Source organism: Microbacterium sp. SORGH_AS_0862 (genome assembly GCF_030818795.1).
Lineage (GTDB): Bacteria > Actinomycetota > Actinomycetes > Actinomycetales > Microbacteriaceae > Microbacterium.
On sequence record NZ_JAUTAY010000001.1, the window covers coordinates 771160 to 794175 of the forward strand.

At 69.7% G+C, this 23016-nt stretch carries 18 protein-coding genes, 1 tRNA gene and 1 pseudogene; 8 read left to right on the forward strand and 12 right to left on the reverse strand.

The features are described 5' to 3' along the window. Nucleotides 1–64: 64 nt before the first annotated feature. From QE377_RS03625 to QE377_RS03640, 4 genes and pseudogenes are all read right to left on the reverse strand, one after another. Nucleotides 65–505, reverse strand: coding sequence for a nitroreductase family deazaflavin-dependent oxidoreductase (locus QE377_RS03625; RefSeq protein ID WP_307319751.1), 441 nt, complete (start codon nucleotides 503–505; stop codon nucleotides 65–67). Between the two features lie 82 nt (nucleotides 506–587). After that, nucleotides 588–1490 (reverse strand): succinate--CoA ligase subunit alpha, encoded by a 903-nt coding sequence (sucD, locus tag QE377_RS03630; RefSeq protein WP_137416260.1) that lies wholly within the window; start codon nucleotides 1488–1490, stop codon nucleotides 588–590. Between the two features lie 27 nt (nucleotides 1491–1517). Next, a pseudogene (gene sucC / locus QE377_RS03635) lies at nucleotides 1518–2685 on the reverse strand (ADP-forming succinate--CoA ligase subunit beta). A gap of 100 nt (nucleotides 2686–2785) precedes the next feature. Beyond that, entirely contained in the window at nucleotides 2786–4315 is a 1530-nt protein-coding gene (locus QE377_RS03640) for an FAD-dependent oxidoreductase (protein WP_307319752.1), read from the reverse strand. 100 nt (nucleotides 4316–4415) lie between these two features. Between QE377_RS03640 and QE377_RS03645 the strand changes: the two genes are divergently transcribed. Then, complete coding sequence (locus QE377_RS03645; protein ID WP_307319753.1) at nucleotides 4416–5084, forward strand: TetR/AcrR family transcriptional regulator; 669 nt, start codon at nucleotides 4416–4418, stop codon at nucleotides 5082–5084. A gap of 140 nt (nucleotides 5085–5224) precedes the next feature. Here the strand turns inward: QE377_RS03645 and QE377_RS03650 are convergent, their stop codons facing one another. Then, nucleotides 5225–6373 carry a pyridoxal phosphate-dependent aminotransferase gene (locus tag QE377_RS03650; protein ID WP_307319754.1) on the reverse strand — a complete coding sequence of 383 codons (1149 nt, stop codon included), beginning with the start codon at nucleotides 6371–6373 and terminating at the stop codon, nucleotides 5225–5227. A 95-nt stretch (nucleotides 6374–6468) separates the two neighbouring features. Here QE377_RS03650 and QE377_RS03655 point away from each other — a divergent pair, with 95 nt between their 5' ends. From QE377_RS03655 to QE377_RS03665, 3 genes are all read left to right on the forward strand, one after another. Next, nucleotides 6469–7692: an acyl-CoA dehydrogenase family protein gene (locus QE377_RS03655; protein WP_307319755.1), complete on the forward strand. Its 1224-nt coding sequence runs from the start codon at nucleotides 6469–6471 to the stop codon at nucleotides 7690–7692. A 71-nt stretch (nucleotides 7693–7763) separates the two neighbouring features. Next, entirely contained in the window at nucleotides 7764–8939 is a 1176-nt protein-coding gene (locus tag QE377_RS03660) for an AI-2E family transporter (RefSeq protein ID WP_307319757.1), read from the forward strand. Between the two features lie 34 nt (nucleotides 8940–8973). Continuing rightward, nucleotides 8974–9981 carry an ATP-dependent DNA ligase gene (locus tag QE377_RS03665; RefSeq protein WP_373459551.1) on the forward strand — a complete coding sequence of 336 codons (1008 nt, stop codon included), beginning with the start codon at nucleotides 8974–8976 and terminating at the stop codon, nucleotides 9979–9981. Between the two features lie 4 nt (nucleotides 9982–9985). On the opposite strand, the gene ligD is transcribed toward QE377_RS03665, so the two are convergent. The 3 genes from ligD to QE377_RS03680 form a co-directional block, all read right to left on the reverse strand. Beyond that, a complete protein-coding gene (gene ligD, locus QE377_RS03670; protein ID WP_307319761.1) occupies nucleotides 9986–11008 on the reverse strand; it encodes a non-homologous end-joining DNA ligase in 1023 nt (340 codons plus the stop codon). Nucleotides 11009–11118: 110 nt separating this feature from the next. After that, nucleotides 11119–12147 carry an SseB family protein gene (locus QE377_RS03675; protein ID WP_307319763.1) on the reverse strand — a complete coding sequence of 343 codons (1029 nt, stop codon included), beginning with the start codon at nucleotides 12145–12147 and terminating at the stop codon, nucleotides 11119–11121. Nucleotides 12148–12191: 44 nt separating this feature from the next. Further along, a complete protein-coding gene (locus tag QE377_RS03680; protein WP_307319765.1) occupies nucleotides 12192–14618 on the reverse strand; it encodes an ATP-dependent helicase in 2427 nt (808 codons plus the stop codon). A 294-nt stretch (nucleotides 14619–14912) separates the two neighbouring features. Here QE377_RS03680 and QE377_RS03685 point away from each other — a divergent pair. The 3 genes from QE377_RS03685 (at nucleotide 14913) to QE377_RS03695 (ending at nucleotide 17781) form a co-directional block, all read left to right on the forward strand. Beyond that, a tRNA-Met gene (locus QE377_RS03685) sits at nucleotides 14913–14985 on the forward strand. A gap of 190 nt (nucleotides 14986–15175) precedes the next feature. Then, a complete protein-coding gene (locus QE377_RS03690; RefSeq protein ID WP_307319766.1) occupies nucleotides 15176–16540 on the forward strand; it encodes a hypothetical protein in 1365 nt (454 codons plus the stop codon). Between the two features lie 359 nt (nucleotides 16541–16899). Beyond that, entirely contained in the window at nucleotides 16900–17781 is an 882-nt protein-coding gene (locus QE377_RS03695) for an Ltp family lipoprotein (RefSeq protein WP_307319768.1), read from the forward strand. A 10-nt stretch (nucleotides 17782–17791) separates the two neighbouring features. Here QE377_RS03695 and ykgO read toward each other — a convergent pair whose 3' ends face one another. Next, on the reverse strand, nucleotides 17792–17914 hold the full coding sequence (gene ykgO / locus QE377_RS03700; protein WP_137416250.1) for a type B 50S ribosomal protein L36: 123 nt from the start codon (nucleotides 17912–17914) through the stop codon (nucleotides 17792–17794). Between the two features lie 77 nt (nucleotides 17915–17991). On the opposite strand from ykgO, the gene QE377_RS03705 reads away from it, so the two are divergent. After that, nucleotides 17992–18975: a GTP-binding protein gene (locus QE377_RS03705; RefSeq protein ID WP_307319769.1), complete on the forward strand. Its 984-nt coding sequence runs from the start codon at nucleotides 17992–17994 to the stop codon at nucleotides 18973–18975. Here QE377_RS03705 and pntB read toward each other — a convergent pair whose 3' ends face one another. The 3 genes from pntB to QE377_RS03720 all read right to left on the reverse strand — a co-directional run bounded on the left by pntB (nucleotide 18976) and on the right by QE377_RS03720 (nucleotide 23009). Next, nucleotides 18976–20376: a Re/Si-specific NAD(P)(+) transhydrogenase subunit beta gene (gene pntB, locus QE377_RS03710; RefSeq protein WP_307319770.1), complete on the reverse strand. Its 1401-nt coding sequence runs from the start codon at nucleotides 20374–20376 to the stop codon at nucleotides 18976–18978. Further along, entirely contained in the window at nucleotides 20373–21911 is a 1539-nt protein-coding gene (locus QE377_RS03715) for a Re/Si-specific NAD(P)(+) transhydrogenase subunit alpha (RefSeq protein ID WP_307319772.1), read from the reverse strand. Before QE377_RS03715 ends, pntB begins: the two co-directional genes overlap by 4 nt. Before the next feature lie 114 nt (nucleotides 21912–22025). Next, nucleotides 22026–23009, reverse strand: a complete 984-nt coding sequence (locus QE377_RS03720; protein WP_307319774.1) for an arsenic resistance protein — start codon at nucleotides 23007–23009, stop codon at nucleotides 22026–22028. Nucleotides 23010–23016: the final 7 nt, after the last annotated feature.

The window sequence follows — 23016 nt, forward strand, 5'->3', positions numbered from 1 at the left end:
CCGGTGAGCACTCGATGGGGTGCTCACTCGGCGAACGGATGCTCGTTCGCGTGTGTGCGGGCGCTCAGGCCTCGCGCGGCTCCAGCACAAAGATCGCGATCTGGCGGTCGGTCTTGGTCTGGTAGACGGCGTAGTCGGGCCACACGGCCACCGCGCGGTCCCACCACAGCTGGCGTTCGTCGCCCTCGAGCTCGCGCGCGGTGTAGTCGCGCTTGACGGCGCCGTCCTGCAGCTCGACGTGCGGGTGCTTGCGGATGTTGTTGCCCCAGGCGGGCTCGTCGGGTGCCCCGCCCTTGGAGGCCACGACGAGGTAGTCCCCGTCATGCTCGACGCGCATGAGCGCGGTCTTGCGCAGGCCACCGCTCTTGGCGCCGACAGTGGTCAGCACGATGATCGGAACACCGCGCAGCTCACCGCCCTCGGCACCGTTGGTGGCTTCGTAGAGCTCGGCTTGCGACCGGGCCCACTCGGACGTGCTCGGCTTGTACTCCCCTGTCAGCGGCATGCGTCCAGGCTACTGCGGCGCGATACGACGAAGGGCGGATGCGGGGGCCTCGGCCGCCCGCATCCGCCCTTCGTGAGCGGTCTTACAGACCCTGGATGATCTCGCGCATGAGGGCGGCGGTCTCGGACGGCGTCTTGCCGACCTTCACGCCCGCTGCCTCGAGCGCTTCCTTCTTGGCCTGCGCGGTGCCCGCGGAGCCCGAGACGATCGCGCCGGCGTGGCCCATCGTCTTGCCCTCGGGCGCGGTGAAACCGGCGACGTAGCCGACGACGGGCTTCGTGACGTTGGCGCGGATGTAGTCGGCGGCGCGCTCCTCGGCGTCGCCGCCGATCTCGCCGATCATCACGATCGCCTTGGTCTCGGGATCGGCTTCGAACGCCTCGAGCGCGTCGATGTGGGTCGTGCCGATGATCGGGTCGCCACCGATGCCGATGGCGGTCGAGAAGCCCAGGTCGCGCAGCTCGAACATCATCTGATAGGTCAGCGTTCCCGACTTCGACACGAGACCGATGGGACCCTTGCCGGTGATGTTGGCGGGCGTGATGCCCACAAGCGACTCACCGGGGGTGATGATGCCGGGGCAGTTCGGGCCGATGATGCGGGTCTTGTTGCCCTTCTCGATCGCGTAGGCCCACGCCTCGGCGGAGTCGCCGACGGGCACGCCCTCGGTGATGACCACGAGCAGCGGGATCTCACTGTCGATGGCTTCGATCATGGCGTCCTTCGTGAACGCCGGCGGCACGAAGGCGATGGAGACGTCGGCGCCCGTGGCCTCGATGGCTTCGGCGACGCTCGCGAAGACCGGCAGCTCGACGGGGTTGCCGTCCTTGTCGGTGTGCGAAACGGTCGTGCCGGCCTTGCGTGCGTTGACGCCGCCGACGACCTGGGTGCCCGCCTTCAGCATCAGAGCGGTGTGCTTGGTGCCCTCGCCGCCGGTGATGCCCTGGACGATGACCTTGGAGTCCTTGTTGAGGTAGATCGACATGTCTGTGTCCTTATCCGATGCGGGCGATCAGGCGGCGGCCAGCTCGGCGGCCTTGTCGGCGCCCTCGTCCATGCCTGCGGCGAGGGTCACGAGCGGGTTGTTCGCCGCGGCGAGGATCGCGCGGCCCTCTTCGACCTGGTTGCCGTCCAGGCGCACGACGAGCGGCTTGGTCGCGGTGTCGCCGAGGATCTCGAGCGCCTTGACGATGCCCTCCGCCACGGCCACGCACGAGGTGATGCCGCCGAAGACATTGACGAAGACGCTCTTGACCTGCGGGTCGCCGAGGATGACGTCCAGGCCCGCCGCCATGACGGTGGCAGAGGCGCCGCCGCCGATGTCGAGGAAGTTCGCGGGCTTCACACCGCCGTGGTTCTCGCCCCGCGTAGGCGACGACGTCCAGCGTCGACATGACGAGACCCGCTCCGTTGCCGATGATGCCCACCTGGCCGTCGAGCTTGACGTAGTTGAGGCCCGCAGCCTTGGCCTTCGCCTCGAGCGGGTCGGCCGCATCCTTGTCCTCGAGCTCTTCGTGCTCGGGGTGGCGCACCTCGGTCGCGTTGTCGTCGAGGGTGACCTTGCCGTCGAGGGCGATGATGTTGCCGCTTCCGTCGAGGATCAGCGGGTTCACCTCGACGAGCGTCGCTCCCTCGCCGGTGTAGACGGCGTAGAGCTTCACGAAGACGTCGGCGACCTTCTCGACGAGCTCCTCGGGGAAGTTCGCCGCGCGGGCGATCTCGACGGCCTTGGTCTTGTCGATGCCGGTGAGCGCGTTCACCTCGATGCGTGCGAGAGCCTCGGGCTTCTCGACCGCGAGCTGCTCGATCTCCATGCCGCCCTCGACGCTGGCCAGCGACAGGTAGGAACGGTTGGAGCGGTCGAGCAGCACCGAGAAGTAGAACTCCTTCTCGATGGATGCGCCCGCGGCGACCATGACGCGCTTGACGACGTGACCCTTGATGTCGAGGCCGAGAATGGCCTTGGCCGCCTCGTACGCCTCGTCGGGGGTCTTCGCGACCTTGACGCCGCCCGCCTTGCCGCGGCCGCCCGTCTTGACCTGCGCCTTGACCACCACGACGCCGCCGAGCTTCTCGGCTGCCGCCTTCACCTCCTCGGAGGTGTCCGCGACGATGCCGGCGAGCACCGGCACCTCGTACTTCTCGAAAAGGTCTCGTGCCTGGTACTCGTACAGATCCACTGGGCTTCCTTCGCTGGTCCGAGGGAGGGTGACGCAAAACGTCTCGACGTCGAGATATCGACCAGTCCCCCAGCCTACTCCCCGTGCGCGAGTGCTCCGTTCACGCCTGTGCAGACGACGGCGGCCTCACACGCCGCAGATCCGACAGTGCGGGACCCTCGATCCGACGCCCGTCGGGCGCGAAGCGCGAGGCGTGCAGCGGGCAGTCCCACGTGCACTCGGCGTCGTTCCAGTTGAGTACGCCTCCCAGATGCGGGCAGACCGCGGAGACGGCGCGGACCTCGCCGTCGACCCTCGAGACACCGACGGGGCGTCCCGCATCCGCACCGACGACACCCTTGCCCTCGGAGGGGACGCGGGTCGGATGCCGGAGCGCGTCGGCCCAGCCCTGGACAGCCTGTCCGCCGACCTTGGCGTTCTCCGCCGCACCCTTGGCGAGGTCGGCCGGCACGGTGATGCGGGTGCCGAGCCGGCGCATCCAGTCGGCACGCTCGTTCTCGCCGACACCCTCGATCTCCGCGGCGATCCGCAGAGCGGCCGCGGGCCCGTTGGTGAGGCCCCACTTCGCGTAGCCCGTCGCGAAGCGCACCCGGCCGCCGGTGCGGGGCATGACTCCGGCGAAGGGGATGAGGTTGTGGGAGGTGTAGTCCTGTGCCGACCAACGGTGGGTCGGCACCGCCTCCGGCATGTGGCGCCGGGTCCAGGCGATCAGCTCCGCGACGCGCGCGCGTTCGGATGCGGCGCGCCCGACCGGGTGTCCGCCGCCCCCGACGATCAACCGCGTCTGCTCCCACCGCCCATCGCGCTCGGACACGGTGCGCACCGATCTGCTCGGGGCGTCCGCGGAGAGGAACATGCCCTCCGGGAGGCCCACCTCGTCCGGCACGGCGAAGGCCACCGCATAGGAGCGCATCGCGGAGACCTTGGCGAAGTACAGCCCGCGGTCGAGCACCGCCGCGCCCGTCGCCAGCACGATGCTCTCGGCCGTCACGTCGCCGCGGGCTGTGTGCACCGTCGGTCGGTGGGAGGTGGAGACCCCCGTGGCCCGCACGCCGGTGTGCAGCGTGCCGCCCGCAGCGAGGAAGGCGAGCGCAAGGGCGTGCGCCGCCGCATCCGGGTCCACCCCCAACTGACCGTCCAGCGCGACGGCGGAGCGGGCGGGAAACGGCAGCTCGAGCTCCTCCGCCGCGGCCCACCGCACCGGCAGGCCGGCCTCTCGAGCTGCCTCGAACTCCTCACGCACACGGGAGCGCCCGGCGTCGTGCTGTGCGTACGTGAAGGCGGTGCGCGCCACGTACGGCAGTCCCACGCGATCGGCGAACGATCGCAGCCAGAGCTGCCCGTCCAGGTTCGCCTGCGCGTAGGCGCGCACGAGGGACGGCGAGTGGTGGGCGCGCAGCGTGGACAGCTGCGTCCCCTGCAGCAGCGAGACCTTGCCCGTGTTCGCGCCCGTCGCGAGTCCGGCGACCTCGCGCGCCTCGAGCACCACGACCTCGTGCCCGGACTCGGCGAGCAGCACCGCCGTCGCGAGACCCGTGATGCCCGCGCCCACCACGACGATCTCGTGCGCACCGGGGACGAACGGGGTCGTGGGGACCGTGCGAGCGTGCTGCTTCCAGAGGGGATCCATGCGGCGCAGTCAACGCGTCCGGCGGTCGATGTCCGCGGGGCTTGACACGGCGGCGACGTCGACGGGACGGCACCGGAGCAGGTCTAGGCTGGCTGCGCAGATGAGTGAGACAGCTTCCCCCTCAGCCGCGCGTGACGAGGTCGTCGCCGCGGCCCTCGACCTGTTCGCGCGGCAGGGTTTCGAGGCGACCTCGGTCGACCAGATCGCTCAGGCCGCCGGTATCTCGCGTTCCACGTTCTTCCGCCAGTTCGGCGGCAAGGACGATGTCGTCTTCGCCGATCACGAGCTCCTGCTCGAGAGGCTGCGCACCTACCTCGCCCGGCCGCACGAGAATCCGTGGGAAGCGGTCTGCGAGGCATCGATGCAGGTCTACCGTCACTTCGCGGCGGACCCCGAGCTCGCCCGGCGCCGTTACACGGTCGTGCGCGATGTGCCGGCGCTGCGCGACCGCGAGATCGTGACCGTCTTCCGTTACGAGCGGCTCTTCGACGAGTACCTGCGCACGGCGCTTCCCGGGCTCGACCCCCTCGACGCGGTGAGCTTCGCAGCCCTCGTCACCGCCGTGCACAACCACGTGCTGCGTCGGCTCCTGCGCGGCCCCAAGAAGGTTCCCGCCTCGGCGCTGCGCCGAGCCCTCGACGACTGCCTCGACAAGTTCGGGGTCGGCGAGCGGACCGCAGCCGCAGCCGACGACGTCGTGGTGGCCGTCTTCCCCCGGCGCATGCCGGCCGCGGAGGTCGCGCGCCGCCTCCGCGACGACCTGCACTGAGCCGCGCCGCGCGGCGCGACATCTGCACGATCCGTGGTGCGGGAGTGGCGTGACGTGACGGATGCGGCGGTCCACCCCGCATCCGCCGTGCACACGTCGCGGTATCCGGCGCGGGACACAGGGCGCCGGAAGGGCGGCACTCAGGGGGCGGGCAGCAGTGACAGCCCGTGGAGCAGGTCGCCGCGCGAGGCGGCCGCGCACACTCGCACCCACCCCTCGCCCGAAGCACCGAAGGCGGAGCCGGGCGCGAGAGCGACGCGCTCCGTGCGCAGGAACTCCTCCGCCCACGCCCCGACGTCCCCGCCGGTCGCGTGACGCAGGTCGATCCACAGGTAGAAAGCGCCGTCGGGCACCCGATAGGCGATGCCCCGCTCGTCGAGCAGCGCGGTCGCCGCATCCAGGTTCCGACGATAGTGGGCACGGGCGAGGGTGATGTTGCTCTGGTCACCGGTGAGCGCCGCCACGCCCGCGCGCTGATCGGGCACGGCCACGCACGCGATCATGGCCTCCTGCACCGTGCGGAGGATCTGATCCATGCCGAGCGGGGTGATGAGGAATCCGACCCTCACCCCCGTCATGGCGTACGACTTCGAGAGGGAGAAAACGCCCAGCACCCTCGGCTCGTCGCTCAGCGCGTCGAGCGCGGTCAGGCTCACGTGCGGATCTCCCCACGTCAGCTCCGCGTACACCTCGTCGCTGATGATCCAGAGGTCACGGCGGCGCGCGAGTTCCAGGATCCCCCGCGCGAGCCCACCGTCGATGACCGTGCCGAGCGGGTTCGACGGCGAGTTCACCACGATCGCCCGCGTCCGCGGCGTGATGAGCGCCTCGATGCGGTCGAGCTCGGGCAGGAAGCCGACCTCCGGACGCAACGGGTACGGCACAGGCACGGCGCTCAGCATCCGCGGACTCATCGAGAACGTCGTGTATCCGGGGTCGGGCACGAGCACCTCGTCGCCCGGCCCGAGAACCAGGCCCATCGCCTGGTGCAGCGCCTGCGTGCCGCCCACGGTGACCCAGACCCGCTCCGGCGACAGGGCCGCGCCGTGGTTCGCGCTGAAGCGCTCGGCGAACGCCTGGCGCAGCGCGGGGATGCCGGCATTGGCCACGTAGTCGGTCTCGTCCGCCTCCCAGGCGCGCGTGGCCGCAGCGATGATGTGCGCCGCCACGGGGACGTCGGGTTCGCCGACCGCGAGCATGGTGACGTCGTCGAGCGTGAGCGCGATCTCGAAGATGCGACGGATGCCGCTGGGAGGAACGGATCGCAGATGGTCGCTGAGGGCCGGCACCCGCTCAGGCTAACGCGCGGCAGCCCCTCATCCGAGCGCGTGAAACTGAGTCCCAGGATTGGCGACACAGCGTCCCACGCGACTATCGTGTGCGCATGACCTCTCTGCCGGGCGACACCGCCGCCGCCTACGACGTGACCGGACGGCTGGACACCGACTACTACGCCGTGTTCGCCGACATCCCCGCCGCCGACCGCGCCGTCTGGGACCGCGCGAAGGGCTACGTCGACGAGGTCGGCGATCGCATGGTCGCCGCCTGGGACGACAGCTCCTACCCCCTGGACCTCGTCGCCCGTCTGGGCGAGCTCGATCTGTTCAGCGACGGCATCGAGCACCCCTCGCTCACGCATTTCTCGCCGCTCGCCGCGGGCCTGGTCAACATGGAGGTGTCGCGAGGCGACGGATCGCTCGGCACGGTGATCGCGGTGCAGGGCGGTCTCGCCCTGCGCACCCTCGCCCTGTTCGGCTCCCCCGCGCAGCAGGAACGGTGGCTCGAGCCGCTCGCGCGGGGCGAGGTGCTGGGCTCCTTCGCCCTGACGGAGCCCGACCACGGGTCGGACTCCGTCTCCCTCGAGACCGTCGCCCGCCGTGACGGCGACGAATGGGTCCTGCGCGGCGCGAAGAAGTGGATCGGCAACGGAGCGTCCGGCGGCATCACGTTCGTCTGGGCACGCGTGGACGATGCGGCCGCCGACGAGCACGGTGCGGTCCGCTGCTTCCTGGTCCCGCAGGACACTCCGGGCTACGCAGGCACGGTCATCGCGGGCAAGGCGTCGCTGCGCGGCATCCACCAGGCGCACATCGCCCTCGACGACGTGCGCCTGCCGGCGGATGCGGTGCTCCCCGGCACCCGCAGCTTCAAAGACGCGTCGACGGTGCTGTACTCCACCCGCTCCGGCGTGGCCTGGTCGGCACTCGGGCATGCCACGGCTTGCTACGAGGCCGCGCTCTCGTACGCGCAGCAGAGGGTGCAGTTCGGCAAGCCCCTCGTGAAGTTCCAGATGGTGCAGGAGCGGCTCACACAGATGCTCGACGAGCTCACGGCGATGCAGCTCTACTGCCGGCGCATGGCGGACCTCGAGACCGCGGGAGCCCTGCGACCGACACAGGCCTCCCTGGCGAAGTACCACAACACCCGCGCCGCACGCCGCATCGCCCAGACGGCACGCGATCTCATGGGCGGCAACGGCATCCTGCTGGAGAACCGCGTGATCCAGCACATGGCCGACATCGAGGCCATTCACACCTACGAGGGCACCGAAAGCGTGCAGGCCCTGCTCATCGGCCGCGACATCACGGGCACCGGCGCATTCGTCTGAGCCTGCTGCCGCTCCGACATCCGCGCGTCAAGACGCAGACGCCGGACGGATGCGGCCGATACGGTCGTCGCATGGGACTGTTCCGCCGCGCACCGCAGGAGGTGACGCTCACCTCCCGCGAGGTCGAGCTCACCGCACACCGGGCTCCGTGGAGCCTCTGGGGCGATGCGTTCGGACGCCTCGCGATCCGCGGGCTGCAGATCATCGTGATCGTCGCCATCCTGGCCGGAGCCATCTGGGGCATCCGCCAAGTCACGGTCGTCGTCATCCCGCTCATCCTCGCGCTCATCTTCGCCTCGGCCTTCGCACCGGTCATGACGTGGATGCGACGCAAGGGCGTGCCCTCGATCCTGGCTACGCTTCTGACGCTGCTCACCGTCGTCGTGCTGCTCACCGGACTCGGGTGGATCATCGTGTGGGCGGTCCGCGACCAGTGGGACGACCTCTCGTCGCAGGCGCAAGGCGGCTTCCAGCAGCTGCTCGACTGGGTCAACACGCTGCCGTTCGCCCCGACGTCGGCGCAGATCGATGAGTGGATGGGGCAGCTCGGCGACTTCGTGACGAGTGCGCAGTTCGGCAGCGGCGCCCTCGCGGGCGTGAGCGCCGTCGCGAGCTTCGTCACCGGCCTGGTCCTGATGGTCGTGATCCTCTTCTTCTTCCTGAAGGACGGCCCGCGGATGTGGGAGTTCCTGCTGCGCCCGTTCCACGGCACGTCGTACGTGCGCGCGCGGCGGATCGGCGACAAGTCGGTGCAGGTTCTCGGTTCCTACGTGCGCGGCACGGCGGCGGTCGCCTTCGTCGATGCCGTCGGCATCCTGATCGGACTGCTCATCCTGCAGGTCCCGCTCGCCATCCCGCTGGCGGTCCTGGTCTTCCTGCTCGCCTTCATCCCGATCGTCGGCGCCGTGACCGCTGGTGCGTTGGCGGCGTTGGTGGCGCTCGTGGCCAACGGGCCGGTCGTCGCCCTGATCGTCGTGGGAGTCGTGGTCGCCGTCAACCAGCTCGAGGGCAACTTCCTGCAGCCGGTGCTCATGGGCAGGTCGATGAAGCTGCATTCGTTCGTCGTGCTGGTCGTGCTCGCCGGCGGCACCGCGATCGGCGGCATCCTCGGCACACTGCTGGCCGTGCCGCTGACCGCGGTCGTCTGGGGCATCATCCAGGTGTGGGACGGCCCCGACACCCCGGCGAAGTGGGCGAGGCCCAAGAAGCGCGAGCAGCGCGTCACGGCGGGCGACGCGACAGCCTGAGGAGGACCCCGTGCGGTACGAGATCCCCGCTCCCATGCTCGCCAAAGCGGTCAAGGACGTCCCGGATGCGGCCGGGTGGAGCTTCGAGCCCAAGTGGGACGGCTTCCGAGTGCTCGCCGCGTGGGACGGGGAGAGCGTGGAGTTGGGCTCGCGGGGCGCGAAGCCACTCACCCGGTACTTCCCCGAGCTGGTCGAGGCACTGCCGCGAGTGCTGCCCGAGCCATGCCTCATCGACGGCGAGATCGTCATCCCGACCGGACCCCCGGGCGCGCAGCGGCTGGATTGGGAGGCGCTGAGTCAGCGCATCCACCCCGCGGCCTCCCGCGTCACGAAGTTGGCGGACGAGACGCCCGCCTTGCTCATCGCCTTCGACCTGCTGGCTCGCGGCGACCGTGATCTGCGCGACGCCCCCTTCGCCGAGCGTTGCGCCGAGCTCGAGGACCTGTTGGCGGGTGTCGAGCCTCCCGTTCACCTGACCCGCACGACCGCCGATCCCGCGACCGCGCAACGCTGGCTCGCAGAGTTCGAAGGCGCCGGTCTGGACGGCGTCGTCGCCAAGCGACTCGACGACGCCTACCAGCCGAACAAGCGCACGATGCTGAAGATCAAGCACGCCCGCACCGCCGACGTCGTCGCGCTCGGCTACCGCGTCCACAAGAGCGGCGTCGGGGTGGGCTCGCTGCTGGTGGGGCTCTACGACCACGAGGGACGCCTGCGCAATGTGGGCGGCGTGTCGGCGTTCACGGACGCGCGGCGGCGGGAGCTCGTCGACGAGCTGGCGCCGCTGGTCGAGCGCGACGAGAAGGGCCAGGCGGTGACGGGCGAGACCGAGCGGTCGCGATTCGCCGCGTCCAAGGACGTGTCGTTCGTGCGGCTGCGCCCGGAGCGGGTGCTCGAGGTGCGCTACGACCAGCTCGAGGGGATGCGGTTCCGCCACACCGTGCAGTTCGAGCGCTGGCGTCCCGACCGCGAGGCGTCATCCTGCACTTTCTCGCAGCTCGAGCAGGTGTCGGCCTACGATCTCGGCGACGTGCTGGACTGACGGATCACTCCTCCGAACGCGCACGGCTCGGCTGCACGCGCGGCGGCTCTCCGGGCATCTTCGGGAACTCGGGCGGGAAGGGCAGCTCCCCGAGGCCGTCGTCGAGGTCCCGCTGCCACCATTCGAGCAGGGTGTCGATACGTCCGGGGTTGCGGGCGATGTGCTCCCACGGGTCGCCGATCTCCGCGAGGCGGCGCGGCACCGTGCGCACGGTGAAGGTGTGGGGGTCGACGGTGGGCAGCTCGTCCCAGGTGATGGGGGTCGCCACCGTCGCGTCGGGAAGCGCGCGGGGGCTGTACGCGCCGGCCATCGTCCGGTCGCGGTTGGTCTGGTTGAAGTCCACGAAGATGCGCTGCCCGCGCTCCTCCTTCCACCAGTTCATCGTCACCCGATCCGGTGCGCGACGGGCGAGCTCCCGGCCCGCGGCGATCGCGGCGTGGCGCACGTCGAGGAACTCGTGCATGGGCTCGATCGGGCAGAAGAGGTGGATGCCGCGGTTCCCGCTCGTCTTGATCCAGGAGTCGAGGCCGGCTTCCGCCAGCACCTCGCGCATGAGGGGCGCGACGGCCGCCGCATCCGAGAAGTCCGTGCCCGGCTGGGGGTCGAGATCGATCCGCAGCTCGACGGGGCGGTCGGGGTCGGCGGCCAGCGAGGCCCACGGGTGGAAGACGACCGTGTTCATCTGCACGGCCCACACGAGCGCTGCAGGCTCGGTGAGCACGACCTGCGGATGGCTGCGCCCGCTGTTGTAGGTGACCGTGACCGCATCGACGTAGTCCGGGGTGCCCTTGGGCGGGTTCTTCGAGAAGAACGCCTCACCGTCGATGCCGTCACGGAAGCGCTCGAGCGACACCGGACGGTGCCCGTTCGCGCGCAGGAACGGCTCGGACACGGCCAGGATGTAGTCGACGAGCTCGCGCTTGGTGATCCCCGCGGCCGGCCACACCTCGCGGGACGGACTCGAGACGGAGACCTCCCGGTCGCCGTCGGGCCCGGGGACGATCACGGTGGTGCGTTCGCTCGCCATGACCCCGACCCTAGGGGCGCAGGCTCGCGCCCCGCATCCCCTTGCGCGCGGGGTCGGCGCGCGCCCCAGCCGGTGTTTGGGGCAGTCCCGGGCAGGTGCGGATGCGGGCGTCAGGCGCCGAGGGCCAGCACCGGCGCGAGCTGCGCCCGGCTGAGACGGATCCAGGGTCCGGCGGGGTTCACGATGACGCCCGAGATCCCGTCGTCGGAGCGCAGCGCGCGGGCGAGCTGTTCGGGTGTGACCTTCGCCGGCTGGTCTCCGCGGCCGAGAGCGACGAGCTCCAGCGGGTGGGAGAAGAGCTCGAGGATGCGCTCGCCCTCGGTCGTGCGGAGTTCGGCGATGCCGATGCGGTCGCCCTCGCCGCGGCGGGCGGCAACCCACACGGGCGCGTAGGTCAGCGCGTCGGCGATATCGCCGGCCGTCTCGTCGGTACGGTCGGCGGCAAGCAAGGTCTTCACTGCCAGGTGCGGGTCGAGGTCGGCGAGGGCCTTCTCGATCAGCGGCTTCGGCAGGATGGCGGAGCCGGGGCGCGACGCGTGGTCGACGGCGATGCCACCGAACTCGCCCGCGACGATCTGACGCAGCAGGCTGATGACGGGCTGGGCCAGCGCAGAGGTGGACGCGTCGCCGTCGGCACGCACCGCATCCTGCAGCGCGCGGCCGCTGGAGTACACCAGCATGTACTTCTGCTCCTGGTACGTGATAACCGAGGTCGGCAGGTTGTCGCCCTTGGCGAGGAGTTCGCGGGCATCGCCCTGCACGCGGATGTAGACGTGGCCCTGCAGCAGCTGGCGCGCGACGTTCATGAGCTCGACCGGCTGCGCCTTCTCGGGGAGGGCCGCGAGGGCATCGCGCAGCAGGACGTTGTCGCGCAGGCCCGGCACGGCCTCGAGGTCTTTCGACGCCTCGGCGGCGGGCGAGGCGAGGTGCGGCGGTCTGGCGGCTGCCATGGCCGAGACACCGTCGGGCATCGCCGGCGCGGCATCCGGTGTGCGGTTCTCACCGAAGGTGCTGACCGAGATCGGCACGTGCGGCACGTTCTCGGCCGGCGCCTCCGGGGTCGCCTCGGGCACAGCGGACGCGTCCGCATCCCGTTCGGGTTCTTCGGAGGGCTTGGGTCGGCGCGAGAAGAGTGCCATCGGGCCAGCCTAATCGCGCGGCGCCGCGCGCGCCGGGGTGTGACTCAGATCTTCTCGATCGGTGCGATCTTGATCAGCAGCTTCTTGGCGCCGGCGCTGTCGAAGCGCACGTGCGCGATGCGCTTGGCCCCCTCGCCCGTCACCGCGTCGATGCGTCCCTCGCCGAAGTCCTCGTGCCGGATGCGGTCCCCCGCTGCCAGCTCGAGCTCGCTGTTGTCACGCACCTTCGCGGGGATCTTGTTCGCGAAGCGCTCGAGCGAGGTCGACTTGGGCAGCAGCGGCGGGTTGTCGTCGCGGCGCGAGCCCCACCCGCCGGGACGGCGGGCGTTGAGGGCGCGCGACTGCGAGCCGCCGCGCGAGTTGACGTCGCCGGGAGACTGGCGCCAGTCGATGAGCTCGGTCGGGATCTCCTGCAGGAACCGGCTCGGCATCGCGACCGTCACCTCGCCGAACTGTGCGCGGGTCATCGCGAGCGTCAGGTGCAGGAGCTTGCGCGCCCGGGTGACGCCCACGTAGAACAGGCGACGCTCCTCGGCGGGGCCGCCGGGCTCGTTCGCCGATATGCGGTGCGGAATGAGGTCTTCTTCGACTCCCGTGAGGAAGACGGCGTCGAACTCGAGGCCCTTCGCGGTGTGCAACGTCATGAGGGAGACGGAACCGGACGCGTCGTCGAGGTCGTCCGCGTCGGCGACCAGCGCGACCTCGGTGAGGAAGTCGCTGATCGTGCCCTGCGGGTTGTTGCGGGCGAACTCGCGCGCTACGGCGACGAACTCGTCGAGGTTCTCGAGGCGGGCCTCGTCCTGCGGGTCGCGGCTGGCACGCAGCGCATCGGAGTAGCCGCTCTTGCTCAGCAGCAGCGACAGCGCCTCGGCGACCGCGGTGGGCGGCGCATCCTGCCCCTCGGGCAGCAGCAGCGCCGTCGCCTCCGTGAGCACACGGTCGAGCTGCGCGATCGCCGCCTGGATCTTGGGCCCGACGCCCAGCGCCTCCGGCGAGGCGAGCGCCTCGCGGAACGTGATCTGGTTGTCCTCCGCGAAGCGCGCGATGGCCGTCTCCGTCACATCGCCGATGCCGCGACGCGGCTTGTTCAGGATGCGGCGCACCGCCATCTCGTCGGCGGGATTGGCGACGGCGATCAGGTAGGCCAGTGCGTCCTTGATCTCCGCGCGCTCGTAGAACTTCGTGCCGCCCATGATCTTGTACGGCAGAGCGGAGCGGATGAAGATCTCTTCCAGCGCACGGGACTGCGAGTTGGTGCGGTAGAAGACGGCGATGTCGGAGTACGCGGTGCCGGCCCGGTGGATCTTCTCGATCTCGTCGGCGACGAACTGGGCCTCGTCGTGCTGCGAGTAGCCGGTGAAGCCGACGATGAGCTCGCCCGCGCCGACATCGGTCCAGAGCTTCTTGTCCTGCCGGTCGAAGTTGTTGCGGATGACCGCGTTGGCCGCCGACAGGATGTTCTGGGTCGAGCGGTAGTTCTGCTCGAGCAGGACGACCTTCGCGCCGGGGAAGTCGCGCTCGAACTCGCTGATGTTGCGGATGTCGGCGCCGCGGAAGGCGTAGATCGACTGGTCGGAGTCGCCCACCACGGTGAGGGATGCGGCCTCCACCTCGGGCGCCTTGTCGGGCTCGAAGATCATCATGCCGCCCGCGGAATACGACTCCCCCTCGCCCGAGACCGGGCGGGTCAGCTCGCGGATGAGCGAATACTGAGCGTGGTTCGTGTCCTGGTACTCGTCGACGAGGATGTGGCGGAACCGGCGACGGTACGTGTCGGCCACCTGCGGGAATGCGCGGAAGAGGAAGACGGTCTGCGCGATGAGATCGTCGAAGTCGAACGCGTTGGCCCGGCGGAGCGCGCGCTGGTAGTCGCCGAAGACCTCCACGAACACCCGTTCGGCGGGGTCGCTCATGTTCGCCTGACGCGCGTAGCCCTCCGCATCCTGCAGCTCGTTCTTGAGCTTGGAGATACGGCTCTGGACGGCGGCGGGGGTGAGACCGAACGCGTCGGCCTCGTGCTCCTTGACGAGCCGCTTGATGAGCGCCCGCGAGTCACCGGAGTCGTAGATCGTGAAGGAGCTGGTGAACCCGAACTGCTGCGCCTCACGGCGGAGGATGCGGACGCAGGCGGAGTGGAAGGTCGAGATCCACATGCCGCGCGCGCTGTCGCCCACGAGCTGCTCGACGCGCTCGCGCATCTCCCCCGCCGCCTTGTTCGTGAACGTGATGGCGAGGATCTGGCTCGGCCACGCCTCGCGCGAGCGCAGCAGCGAGGCGATGCGGTGGGTGAGCACCCGGGTCTTGCCGGAGCCGGCGCCGGCGACGATGAGCAGCGCCGGCCCGCGGTAGATGACGGCCTCCCGCTGCGGACCGTTGAGGCCGGCGAGGAGGTCGGCGTCGGGACGTGCGGAATCGCCGGCGGGGCGAGCGCCGTCACCGCCGATGATGAGGGGCGTGGAGGCGTCGGTCATGTCCCCTCAAGTCTAGGCGCGACCGCCGACACCCGCCCGGGTCAGCGGTCGCGCCTGCCCTTTCGGCATTCGTCACTCGCGTCGGAACCGCGACATCTGCACGGCCGATCGCGGGCGGGTCGCCACATCCGCCCCATGCGACCACACCAGCCCCACCGATCGTGCAGATGTCGCAGCGGATGCTGCGGCGCACGGGCCGTGCGGCAGCCCGCCATCTCGTGACGCGGTGACGCACAGAGTCATCTTGCGACATGCACTGGCGCGAGTCGGAACCCCGGGTTAGCGTCGAGGCATCGCGGCGATCCGGGTGGTCCCGGGCTCCGGTTCATACCCGGAAGCGTTGCGGGTTCGACTCCCGCCGTCGCGTCTACCTCGCTCCGATCACGGATGCGGCCCGCCGGCTCAGCGGAGCCCGGCCAGCCGGATCCCGGGGCGCGATTCAGGGGGATGCACACCCAGCCTCCGACCTCGCATGCATAGCCAGCTTCCCGGCATCATTAGCAACGCGCACCCGATATCGCGCACGATGAGGTGGGGAGAACGGGGGGGGGGGAACTGTGAGTTCACATACACCGAAGCACGTTGCAGCCGCGGCCGAGGCCATGTTGGACGCCACGTTGAACTGGGATGCGTGGTGCTTCCGTCGAGTTGACAGCATCGAACCATTGGATGACGAGCGCGGTCACCGCAGGTACTCGGTCGATTGCACACCTCCCCCAGACCCTCGGCTCGCATACGAGCCAGGGGAACGTCGCCATAAGAAGATCACGAAGGTCAACGGCCGCGTGATGCTACCTCTCGCGTACATCGAAAAAGGCCCGTTGCGTCGATTCGACGCGCGCACAGGCGAGGGTGGCTCGTTGCCCGTCCTGGGGATGTCGGAGTCAATCCCAATCGTTGTGGCGATGATGGAAAGAATGCTGCGCGTCGACGGAGTCACTTTCACGAGTCACACGCTGCCTGCGCTTCGCGAGATCGCCGGCCCAGCGACCTCTTCTGCAGACCGGACCGAGGTGCTTCAGTTCCTCGCCACCGGCCGCTGGCGGGGAACTGTCGCCTGGGCGGGCTCGAGACCACCCAGCCAGTTGACTTCGGCCGCGATCCAGACCACGGCCCAGAGGTTCCTACTCATTGCGCTCATCGACGCTCGCTATGTAGGTACTCGGCAACTCATTAAGTACTCGCACGCTTGGTATGTCGAGAATTCTTGGAAGAGTCGTCTGACAGCCCCGCTTGTTGCCGCCGGTTGGGGGCCGCGAATCCTCGAGGTCGTTCCCCATATGGCCGATGCCGCAGCGTCGTACCATTTGGAACTTGTAGTCCCGAGAGAACTACGGTGCACGAAGGTTCTTCTGCCGCCGCCAGAGTCCGCGCCAGACGTCCACGGATACGTTGATACGGCCGCGCAACCTGTCGCCCATGCATTCCTGTCGTACACATCCGCCCCGGCGGGCCCGGCGGAGGTTCATCTGTCGGTCCCCGCGCGCGGCATGTGGCTAACCGCCCTTCTCATCACCGGATTGACCGCGGTGTTGGTTGGGTTGATGCGGTTTCTTCCCTACGCGAAGGAGACCTGGGTCAACTCGCCTGACTCGGCGTCAGCGCTCTTGATCGCCGCCGCGGCGCTACTGGTGGGTTACCTGGCTGCGGGAAGAGAGCACTCTCTGGTTCTGAGCGCGCTCAACTTTCTTCGCTCATTGCTGTTGCTTTCGATGCTGTCGTTGCTGCTAGTTGCGACGAGCATCGTCGGTCAGTTGCATCAGCCGTATCTCGACTGGCTATGGGCAGCCCTACTGTTACTGAACGCGGCGGCGGCCGGCTTCCTACTTCTGCCACGCCTCATGTCGAAGGTCCAGAGTATGATCGGATTCGTCACGCGATGGGTGCAACGAGAGAACAACGGGGCAGGGCAGCATGACTGAGTCAAGTGGTAGCCGCAACTCAAGCGCATCGTCACAGGGATTTGGCGGTGCTCGCTTGAGCGCGCTGACCTCAAGTGGGTCCGCTTTTGTCGCCTCCCGCGGCGACAGCAACGCGCAGGCGTATCGAAGCTCCAAGTACGTCGTGGGCCAGGGCCGCCACCAACGTTGAGGTCGGCGGCACAAGCGCTCGAAAGCTTCACCCTTGAGCCCGCTCGGTTAGCACCGCTGGCCTGACCCCTCCCCCATCCGGCACTAGCGCAGGCCACCTCCGATCGCTAGCGTGAGCACACGCGCTATCAGTTGGGGAACGGGCGCGTGGAGCACGGAGGCCGCCCGAGCTTCCGGCGACTGGGGGAAAGATGGACGACGCACGACCCGTTTATGCACCCGGGTGGTATCCGGATACCACGGCGCCGGGCTTCGAAAGGTGGTTCGACGGCGCCGCGTGGACGCAACACACAAGGCCAACAGAGGCCGGCGGAGCAGCTCCCACGCACGTCGATGAGACCGCCGACACCCCCAGAGCGGCCGGTGAACCGGCAGCGGCTCCGCGCCGCTGGTACGCGCGAAAGGCGATCATCATTCCTGTGGCGGTCGCCGCCAGCGTGGTGGTCATCTCATCACTGTCGGTCGCCTTGGGCTCTTCACGCCGATCGGACATCACGCCGGTCGCGTCACAACCCCTCGCCTCCGAGGCCGGTGCGGAGAAGCTCACCGAGACACCCGAGCCGCTTGTCACCGTTCCCAACGTGGTCGGGATATCCGGCGCCGAAGCGACCTCGGCACTGTCAGCCGCCGGCTTCACCGTCGATCTCGGCGGCGGAGACCCCACGATGCCGGTCGTCACGCAGGACATTGCGGGCGGCAGCCAAGCGGCGGCAGGTGCGACCGTCCGGCTCACGCTTGAGGAGAAACCCGCGCTCTCGCTCGGACAACAGAATGCGCTGCGCTCGGCGACGCAATACCTCGGATTCATGCACTTCAGCCGTGCGGGCCTTCTGGAGCAGTTGACGAGCGAGTACGGCGAGGGCTACCCCGCGGAGGATGCGGAGTTCGCGATCGCGGCCCTCGAGCAGGCCGGCAAGGTCGACTGGAACGCCGAGGCCGCTGAGGCAGCGCAGTCCTATCTGGACATGATGGCCTTCAGCAGAGATGGCCTCTACGACCAGCTCACGAGCGAGTATGGCGAGGGGTTCACGCCAGAGCAGGCAAACGCCGGCCTAGCGGCCGTTGGATACTGACGCTCCCGCCTCAGCCCTGCCTGCCCTTGAAGCGGGGGTTGAGCTTGTTGATGACGAAGACCTTGCCACGCCGACGCACGACCTGGGCGCCGGGCTGGTTCTTCAGGGACTTGAGCGAGGCACGAACTTTCACAGCGACTCCTTATTGATAACGGTTCTCAACAACAGGTTATGCTGAGTGCTCCGCCCGAGCAACTGGAGAGGACCGGCATGGAATCGATCCCTGTCGCCATCACCGGGGTGTGCGCCCCCGAACGCCATCTTTTCGCCGAGCGCGCCGCCGCGGCTCTCGGCCGCCGTCTGGTCTGGGCCTACGGCGGCCCGCGACACACGACATCGCACCGCCCGCAGGGATTCTGGGCCGGCGGGAGCGATCAGCTCGCCCTCTTCGACTGCGCGACCGACCTCGATCCGCTGCACTTCAGCGGCGCCTTCGACACCCCGCCCGCGCTGGTGTGCGTCATCGACGCTCCGCACATGGTCCAGGACCTGCGCGACGGCTCTGCACTGCGCGCGGACGCTCCTCCCGGCGACGACCGCGGCGATCACGGTGCCCGCGCACGGCAGGCGGCGGCGTTCATCGAGAGCGCGCACGTCATCGCGTTCGTCAACTGGGAGGGCGTCGAGACGGCGAGGCTCGCGATGCTCATGGCGCTCGCCTCGCATCTGAATCCCCTGGCCCGCATCCGTCTCACGCGTAATCCTCACGAGGACGTGCGCGCAGCACTCGCCACGGACACGTCGACCCCCGTCGGCGAGCGCGCCGGATGGGTGCGGATGCTGAACGACGAGCACGACCCGCACATGACGGATCGCCGCGTGACGACCTTCCGGTACGAGCAGCTGCGCCCCTTCCACCCGGAGCGCCTCGTGCGCGCGCTCGACGACGAGATCGACGCGCGGCGCTGGGGACTCGTGCTGCGCTCGGTCGGCTTCTGCCGCCTGGCGACCCGCCAGGGCATGCTCGCGCGCTGGGAGCAGGTCGGATCCGCCATGTGGCTCGACCCCCTCCACGCCCGCGATGCCTACAGCTGCATCGGGCAGGAGATCGCCGTCACCGGACTCGACTTGAACGCCGGCGCGGTGGCTCGGGCCCTCGATGACGCCGCCCTGACGGATGCGGAGATGGATGCCGGCCCCGAGGCTTGGGAGCGGTTCACCGACCCGCTGCCGGCCTGGCCCGTCGAAGCCTGATCAGAGCGCGCGCAGGATGTCCTCCACGCGCTGCTTCGCGTCGCCGAACAGCATCTGCGTGTTCTCTCGGATGAACAGCGGGTTCTCGACGCCCGCGTAACCGGACGCCATCGACCGCTTGAAGACGACGACCTGGCGTGCCTCCCAGGCCCGGATCACCGGCATCCCCGCGATGGGGCTCGAGGGGTCTTCGGCCGCCGAGGGGTTCACGGTGTCGTTGGCGCCGATCACGAGCACGACCGAGGTGTGCGCCATGTCGTCGTTGATCTCGTCCATCTCCAGCACGATGTCGTACGGCACCTTCGCCTCCGCGAGGAGGACGTTCATGTGCCCGGGCAGACGGCCGGCGACGGGGTGGATGCCGAATCGCACCTCGACCTCTCTCGCCCGCAGCCGCTCGACGAGCTCGGCGACCGGGTACTGTGCCTGCGCGACGGCCATTCCGTAACCCGGCACGATCACGACGCTGTCGGCGTCGGCGAGCATCTCCGCCACCGCCTCCGCATCCGTCTCGCGATGCTCGCCGGCCGCGACCGACGCTCCGGATGCGGCCGGCGCACCGAAGCCGCCCGCGATGACGGCCAGCAGCGAGCGGTTCATCGCCTTGCACATGAGAAACGAGAGGTACGCGCCGGAGGATCCCACGAGAGCACCGGTGATGATCAGCAGGTCGTTGTCGAGGAGGAATCCCGCGGCGGCCGCCGCCCAACCGGAGTAGCTGTTGAGCATAGAGACGACGACGGGCATGTCGCCGCCGCCGATCGAGGCGACGAGGTGCCAGCCGAGCGCCAGGGCGAGCGCTGTCACCGCGATCAGCAGCGCCAGCGTCGGGGTGACGATGTACCAGACCGTGAGCGCGGCGAAGACGAGCAGCGCGCCGAGGTTGAGCACGTTGCGCCCCGGCAGCATGAGCGGCCTCGACGGCATCCGGCCCGAGAGCTTGAGGTACGCGACCAGCGACCCGGTGAAGGTCACCCCGCCGATGAACACCCCGACGAAGACCTCGCCGTGGTGGATGTCGCGGAGCGCGCCCGTGAGTCCGCCGTCGTGCAGGTGCCCGTTCCAGCCCACGAGCACGGCGGCGAGGCCGACGAAGCTGTGCAGCAGTGCGATGAGCTCGGGCATCCCGGTCATCTCGACCGAGCGGGCGCGCCAGAGTCCGATTGCGGCTCCTACCGCGACCGCGGCGACCAGCAGTGGCAACCCGAGGGCCGCGGCGCCGGACGCGAACGCGCCCGTGACGGTGGCGACGACCGTCGCCGCCAGGGCGATGGCCATGCCGGCGATGCCCGACACGGCGCCGGCACGTGCGGTCTCGTGGCGGCTGAGGCCCGCCAGGCTCAGGATGAAGAGGATCGCCGCGACCAGATAGGCGGCGTTCGCGACGGCGGCAACGGTCATCGGTTCGTCCCCTTCGAGAACATCGCGAGCATGCGACGGGTGACAGCGAAGCCTCCGAAGACGTTGATGCTGGCCAGCAGCACGGCGGCAGCGGCGAGGATCTGCACGACCGGCTCGGGGACCGTGAGCTGTGTGAGGGCACCGACCACGATGATCCCGGAGATGGCGTTGGTCACGCTCATGAGCGGGGTGTGCAGGGCGTGGTGCACCTTGCCGATCACGTAGTAGCCCACGACGATCGACAGCGCGAGCACGGTCATGTGTTGCGGCAGCGGCGCCGGCGCGAAGGTCACGACCGCGAACAGCGCGAGGGCGGCCAGCACGAGCAGCAGGAGCTTCCGCCCACGTCTCGGCGGCGGCGGCTCGGCGACGGATGCGGCCGGCGTCGGCGCCGCGACGGGCGCCGCGGACACGGCGACGGGAGGCGGCGGCCAGAGCACCTCGCCTCCCGTCGCGACCGTCACGGAACGCTGCACGACGTCGTCGAGGTCCAGCACGAGAACGCCGTCCTTGCCGGGCGTGAGCAGGCGCAGCAGGTTGAGCACGTTCGTCCCGTACAACTGGGACGACTGCGCGGGCAGACGTCCCGCGAGGTCGGTGTAACCGAGGATCACGACGCCGTTCTCGGTCACGACCCGTCGGTCGGCGACCGATCCCTCGACGTTCCCGCCGTGCCCTGCCGCCATGTCGACGATCACGCTGCCGGGCCGCATCCGTGCGACATCCTCCGCCGTGATCAGCCGCGGCGCGGCGCGCCCCGGGATGAGCGCGGTGGTGATGACGATGTCGACTTCGGCCGTCTGCGCGCTGTAGAGCTGGGCTGCGGCGCGGTCGTACTCTTCGCTCGTCGCGCGCGCATAGCCGTCACTCGAGACGGTCTGGGCGACCACCGTCACGGGAAGGTACTCGCCGCCGATGGAGCGCACCTGATCGGCGACCTCGGGGCGCGGGTCGGTCGCGCGCACGATGGCGCCGAGGCTGGATGCGGTTCCGATCGCCGCGAGGCCGGCGACACCCGCGCCGGCGACGAGGACTTTGGCCGGCGGCACCTTGCCCGCGGCGGTCACCTGACCGGTGAAGAAGCGACCGAACTCGTTCGCCGCCTCGACCACCGCCCGGTAGCCGGCGATGTTGGCCATGGAGCTGAGCACGTCCATCGACTGGGCCCGCGAGATCCGCGGGATCGCGTCCATCGCGAGCGCCGTCACGCCCCGCGCCGCCAGCCGGTCGACGAGGTCGGGATTCAGCGCGGGGGCGAGCTGGGTGATGAGTACCGCACCCGCACGCAGTCGGGCGATCTCGTCCTCGCGCGGCGCGTCGACGCCGAGCACGATGTCCGCACCCCAGGCGTCGGGCGCGTCTCCGATCGCCGCCCCTGCGTCGAGGTAGGACGTGTCGGGGAACGCCGCCCGCGCGCCGGCATCCGCTTCGACGACGACCTCGTAGCCGAGGGCGATCAGCTTGCCGACGGTCTGCGGCGTGGCGGCGACGCGGTTCTCACCGTCACCCTCCGAGACGATGCCGATGCGGGTCATGGAGCGACTCCTCGTGCGGGGCGGGGCGGTGGGGGCGCGGCGTGCCGCTGCTCTCATCCGAGCATGCCGACCCCCATCCGCACCAGCACGACGACCGTGCGAAATCCGTCGCGGTCAGTGCGCGCGGACCGCACGCGGCCGGAACATCGCCACGAGGACGACCATCGCGACGAGCTCGACGAGCGTCTGCGTCACGACGACGAGCGGCGCGAGCGACAGGAACGCGGGCAGCGCCAAGGCGAGCGGGAGGACCACGAGCGAGTTGCGGGTCACCCCGCTGAACACCGTCGCGATCCGTTCGGGGCGCCGCATCCGGACGACCTTCGCCACGAGCACGCCCAGAACGGCCGCGATGACGGCGAACGCGGTGAACAGGGGGACGACGGCGGCGAGATCGGCGAGGCGCTCCCCCACCGCATGCACCTGCGAGCCCACGACGACCGCGAGCACGAGCATCATCAGCGGCACCATCGCGCGGAGCACCCCGGCCTCGAGGGCGCGGACGGCGCGCAGACGGCGCGCGAGCAGCTGGGTGACGGCGGCGAGCGCGAGCGGCAGGACGATGAGCAGCCCGAACGCCTCGACGAACGGACCCGGCTCGATCCCGCCGACCAGCTCGGGACCCGCCATGATCCAGAGATAACCGGGCAGGAGCACGAGTTGGGCGAGCATGAGCAACGGTGTCGCCGCGAGCAGGCGCTCCCGCGCACCGCCGGCCAGGTGGGCGAACACGATCACGTAGTCCACGCAGGGCGTCAGCAGCACGAGCAGCACGCCCGCGAGCAGAGCCGCATCGTGGGCCACGACGCGCGACAGGGCGAAGACGACGATCGGCACGAGCACGAAGTTCAGGACGAGCACCGCCGCCAGGAAGCGCCCGTCGCGCAGCGCCTGCCCGATGCGAGCGAAGGGCACCGCGAGGAACGTGGCGTACAGCAGCGCGCCCAGGGTGGGTGTGATGGTCGCTTCGAGTGCCGGCGCGCTCGCGGGCGCGGTCAGACCGACGACGACGCCGAGCGCGATGGCGGCCAGATAGAGGACGACCTGATGGCGCTCCGCCCACTCACCCCATCCGCGCACGAGACCAGCCTGCCGCATCCGCGCG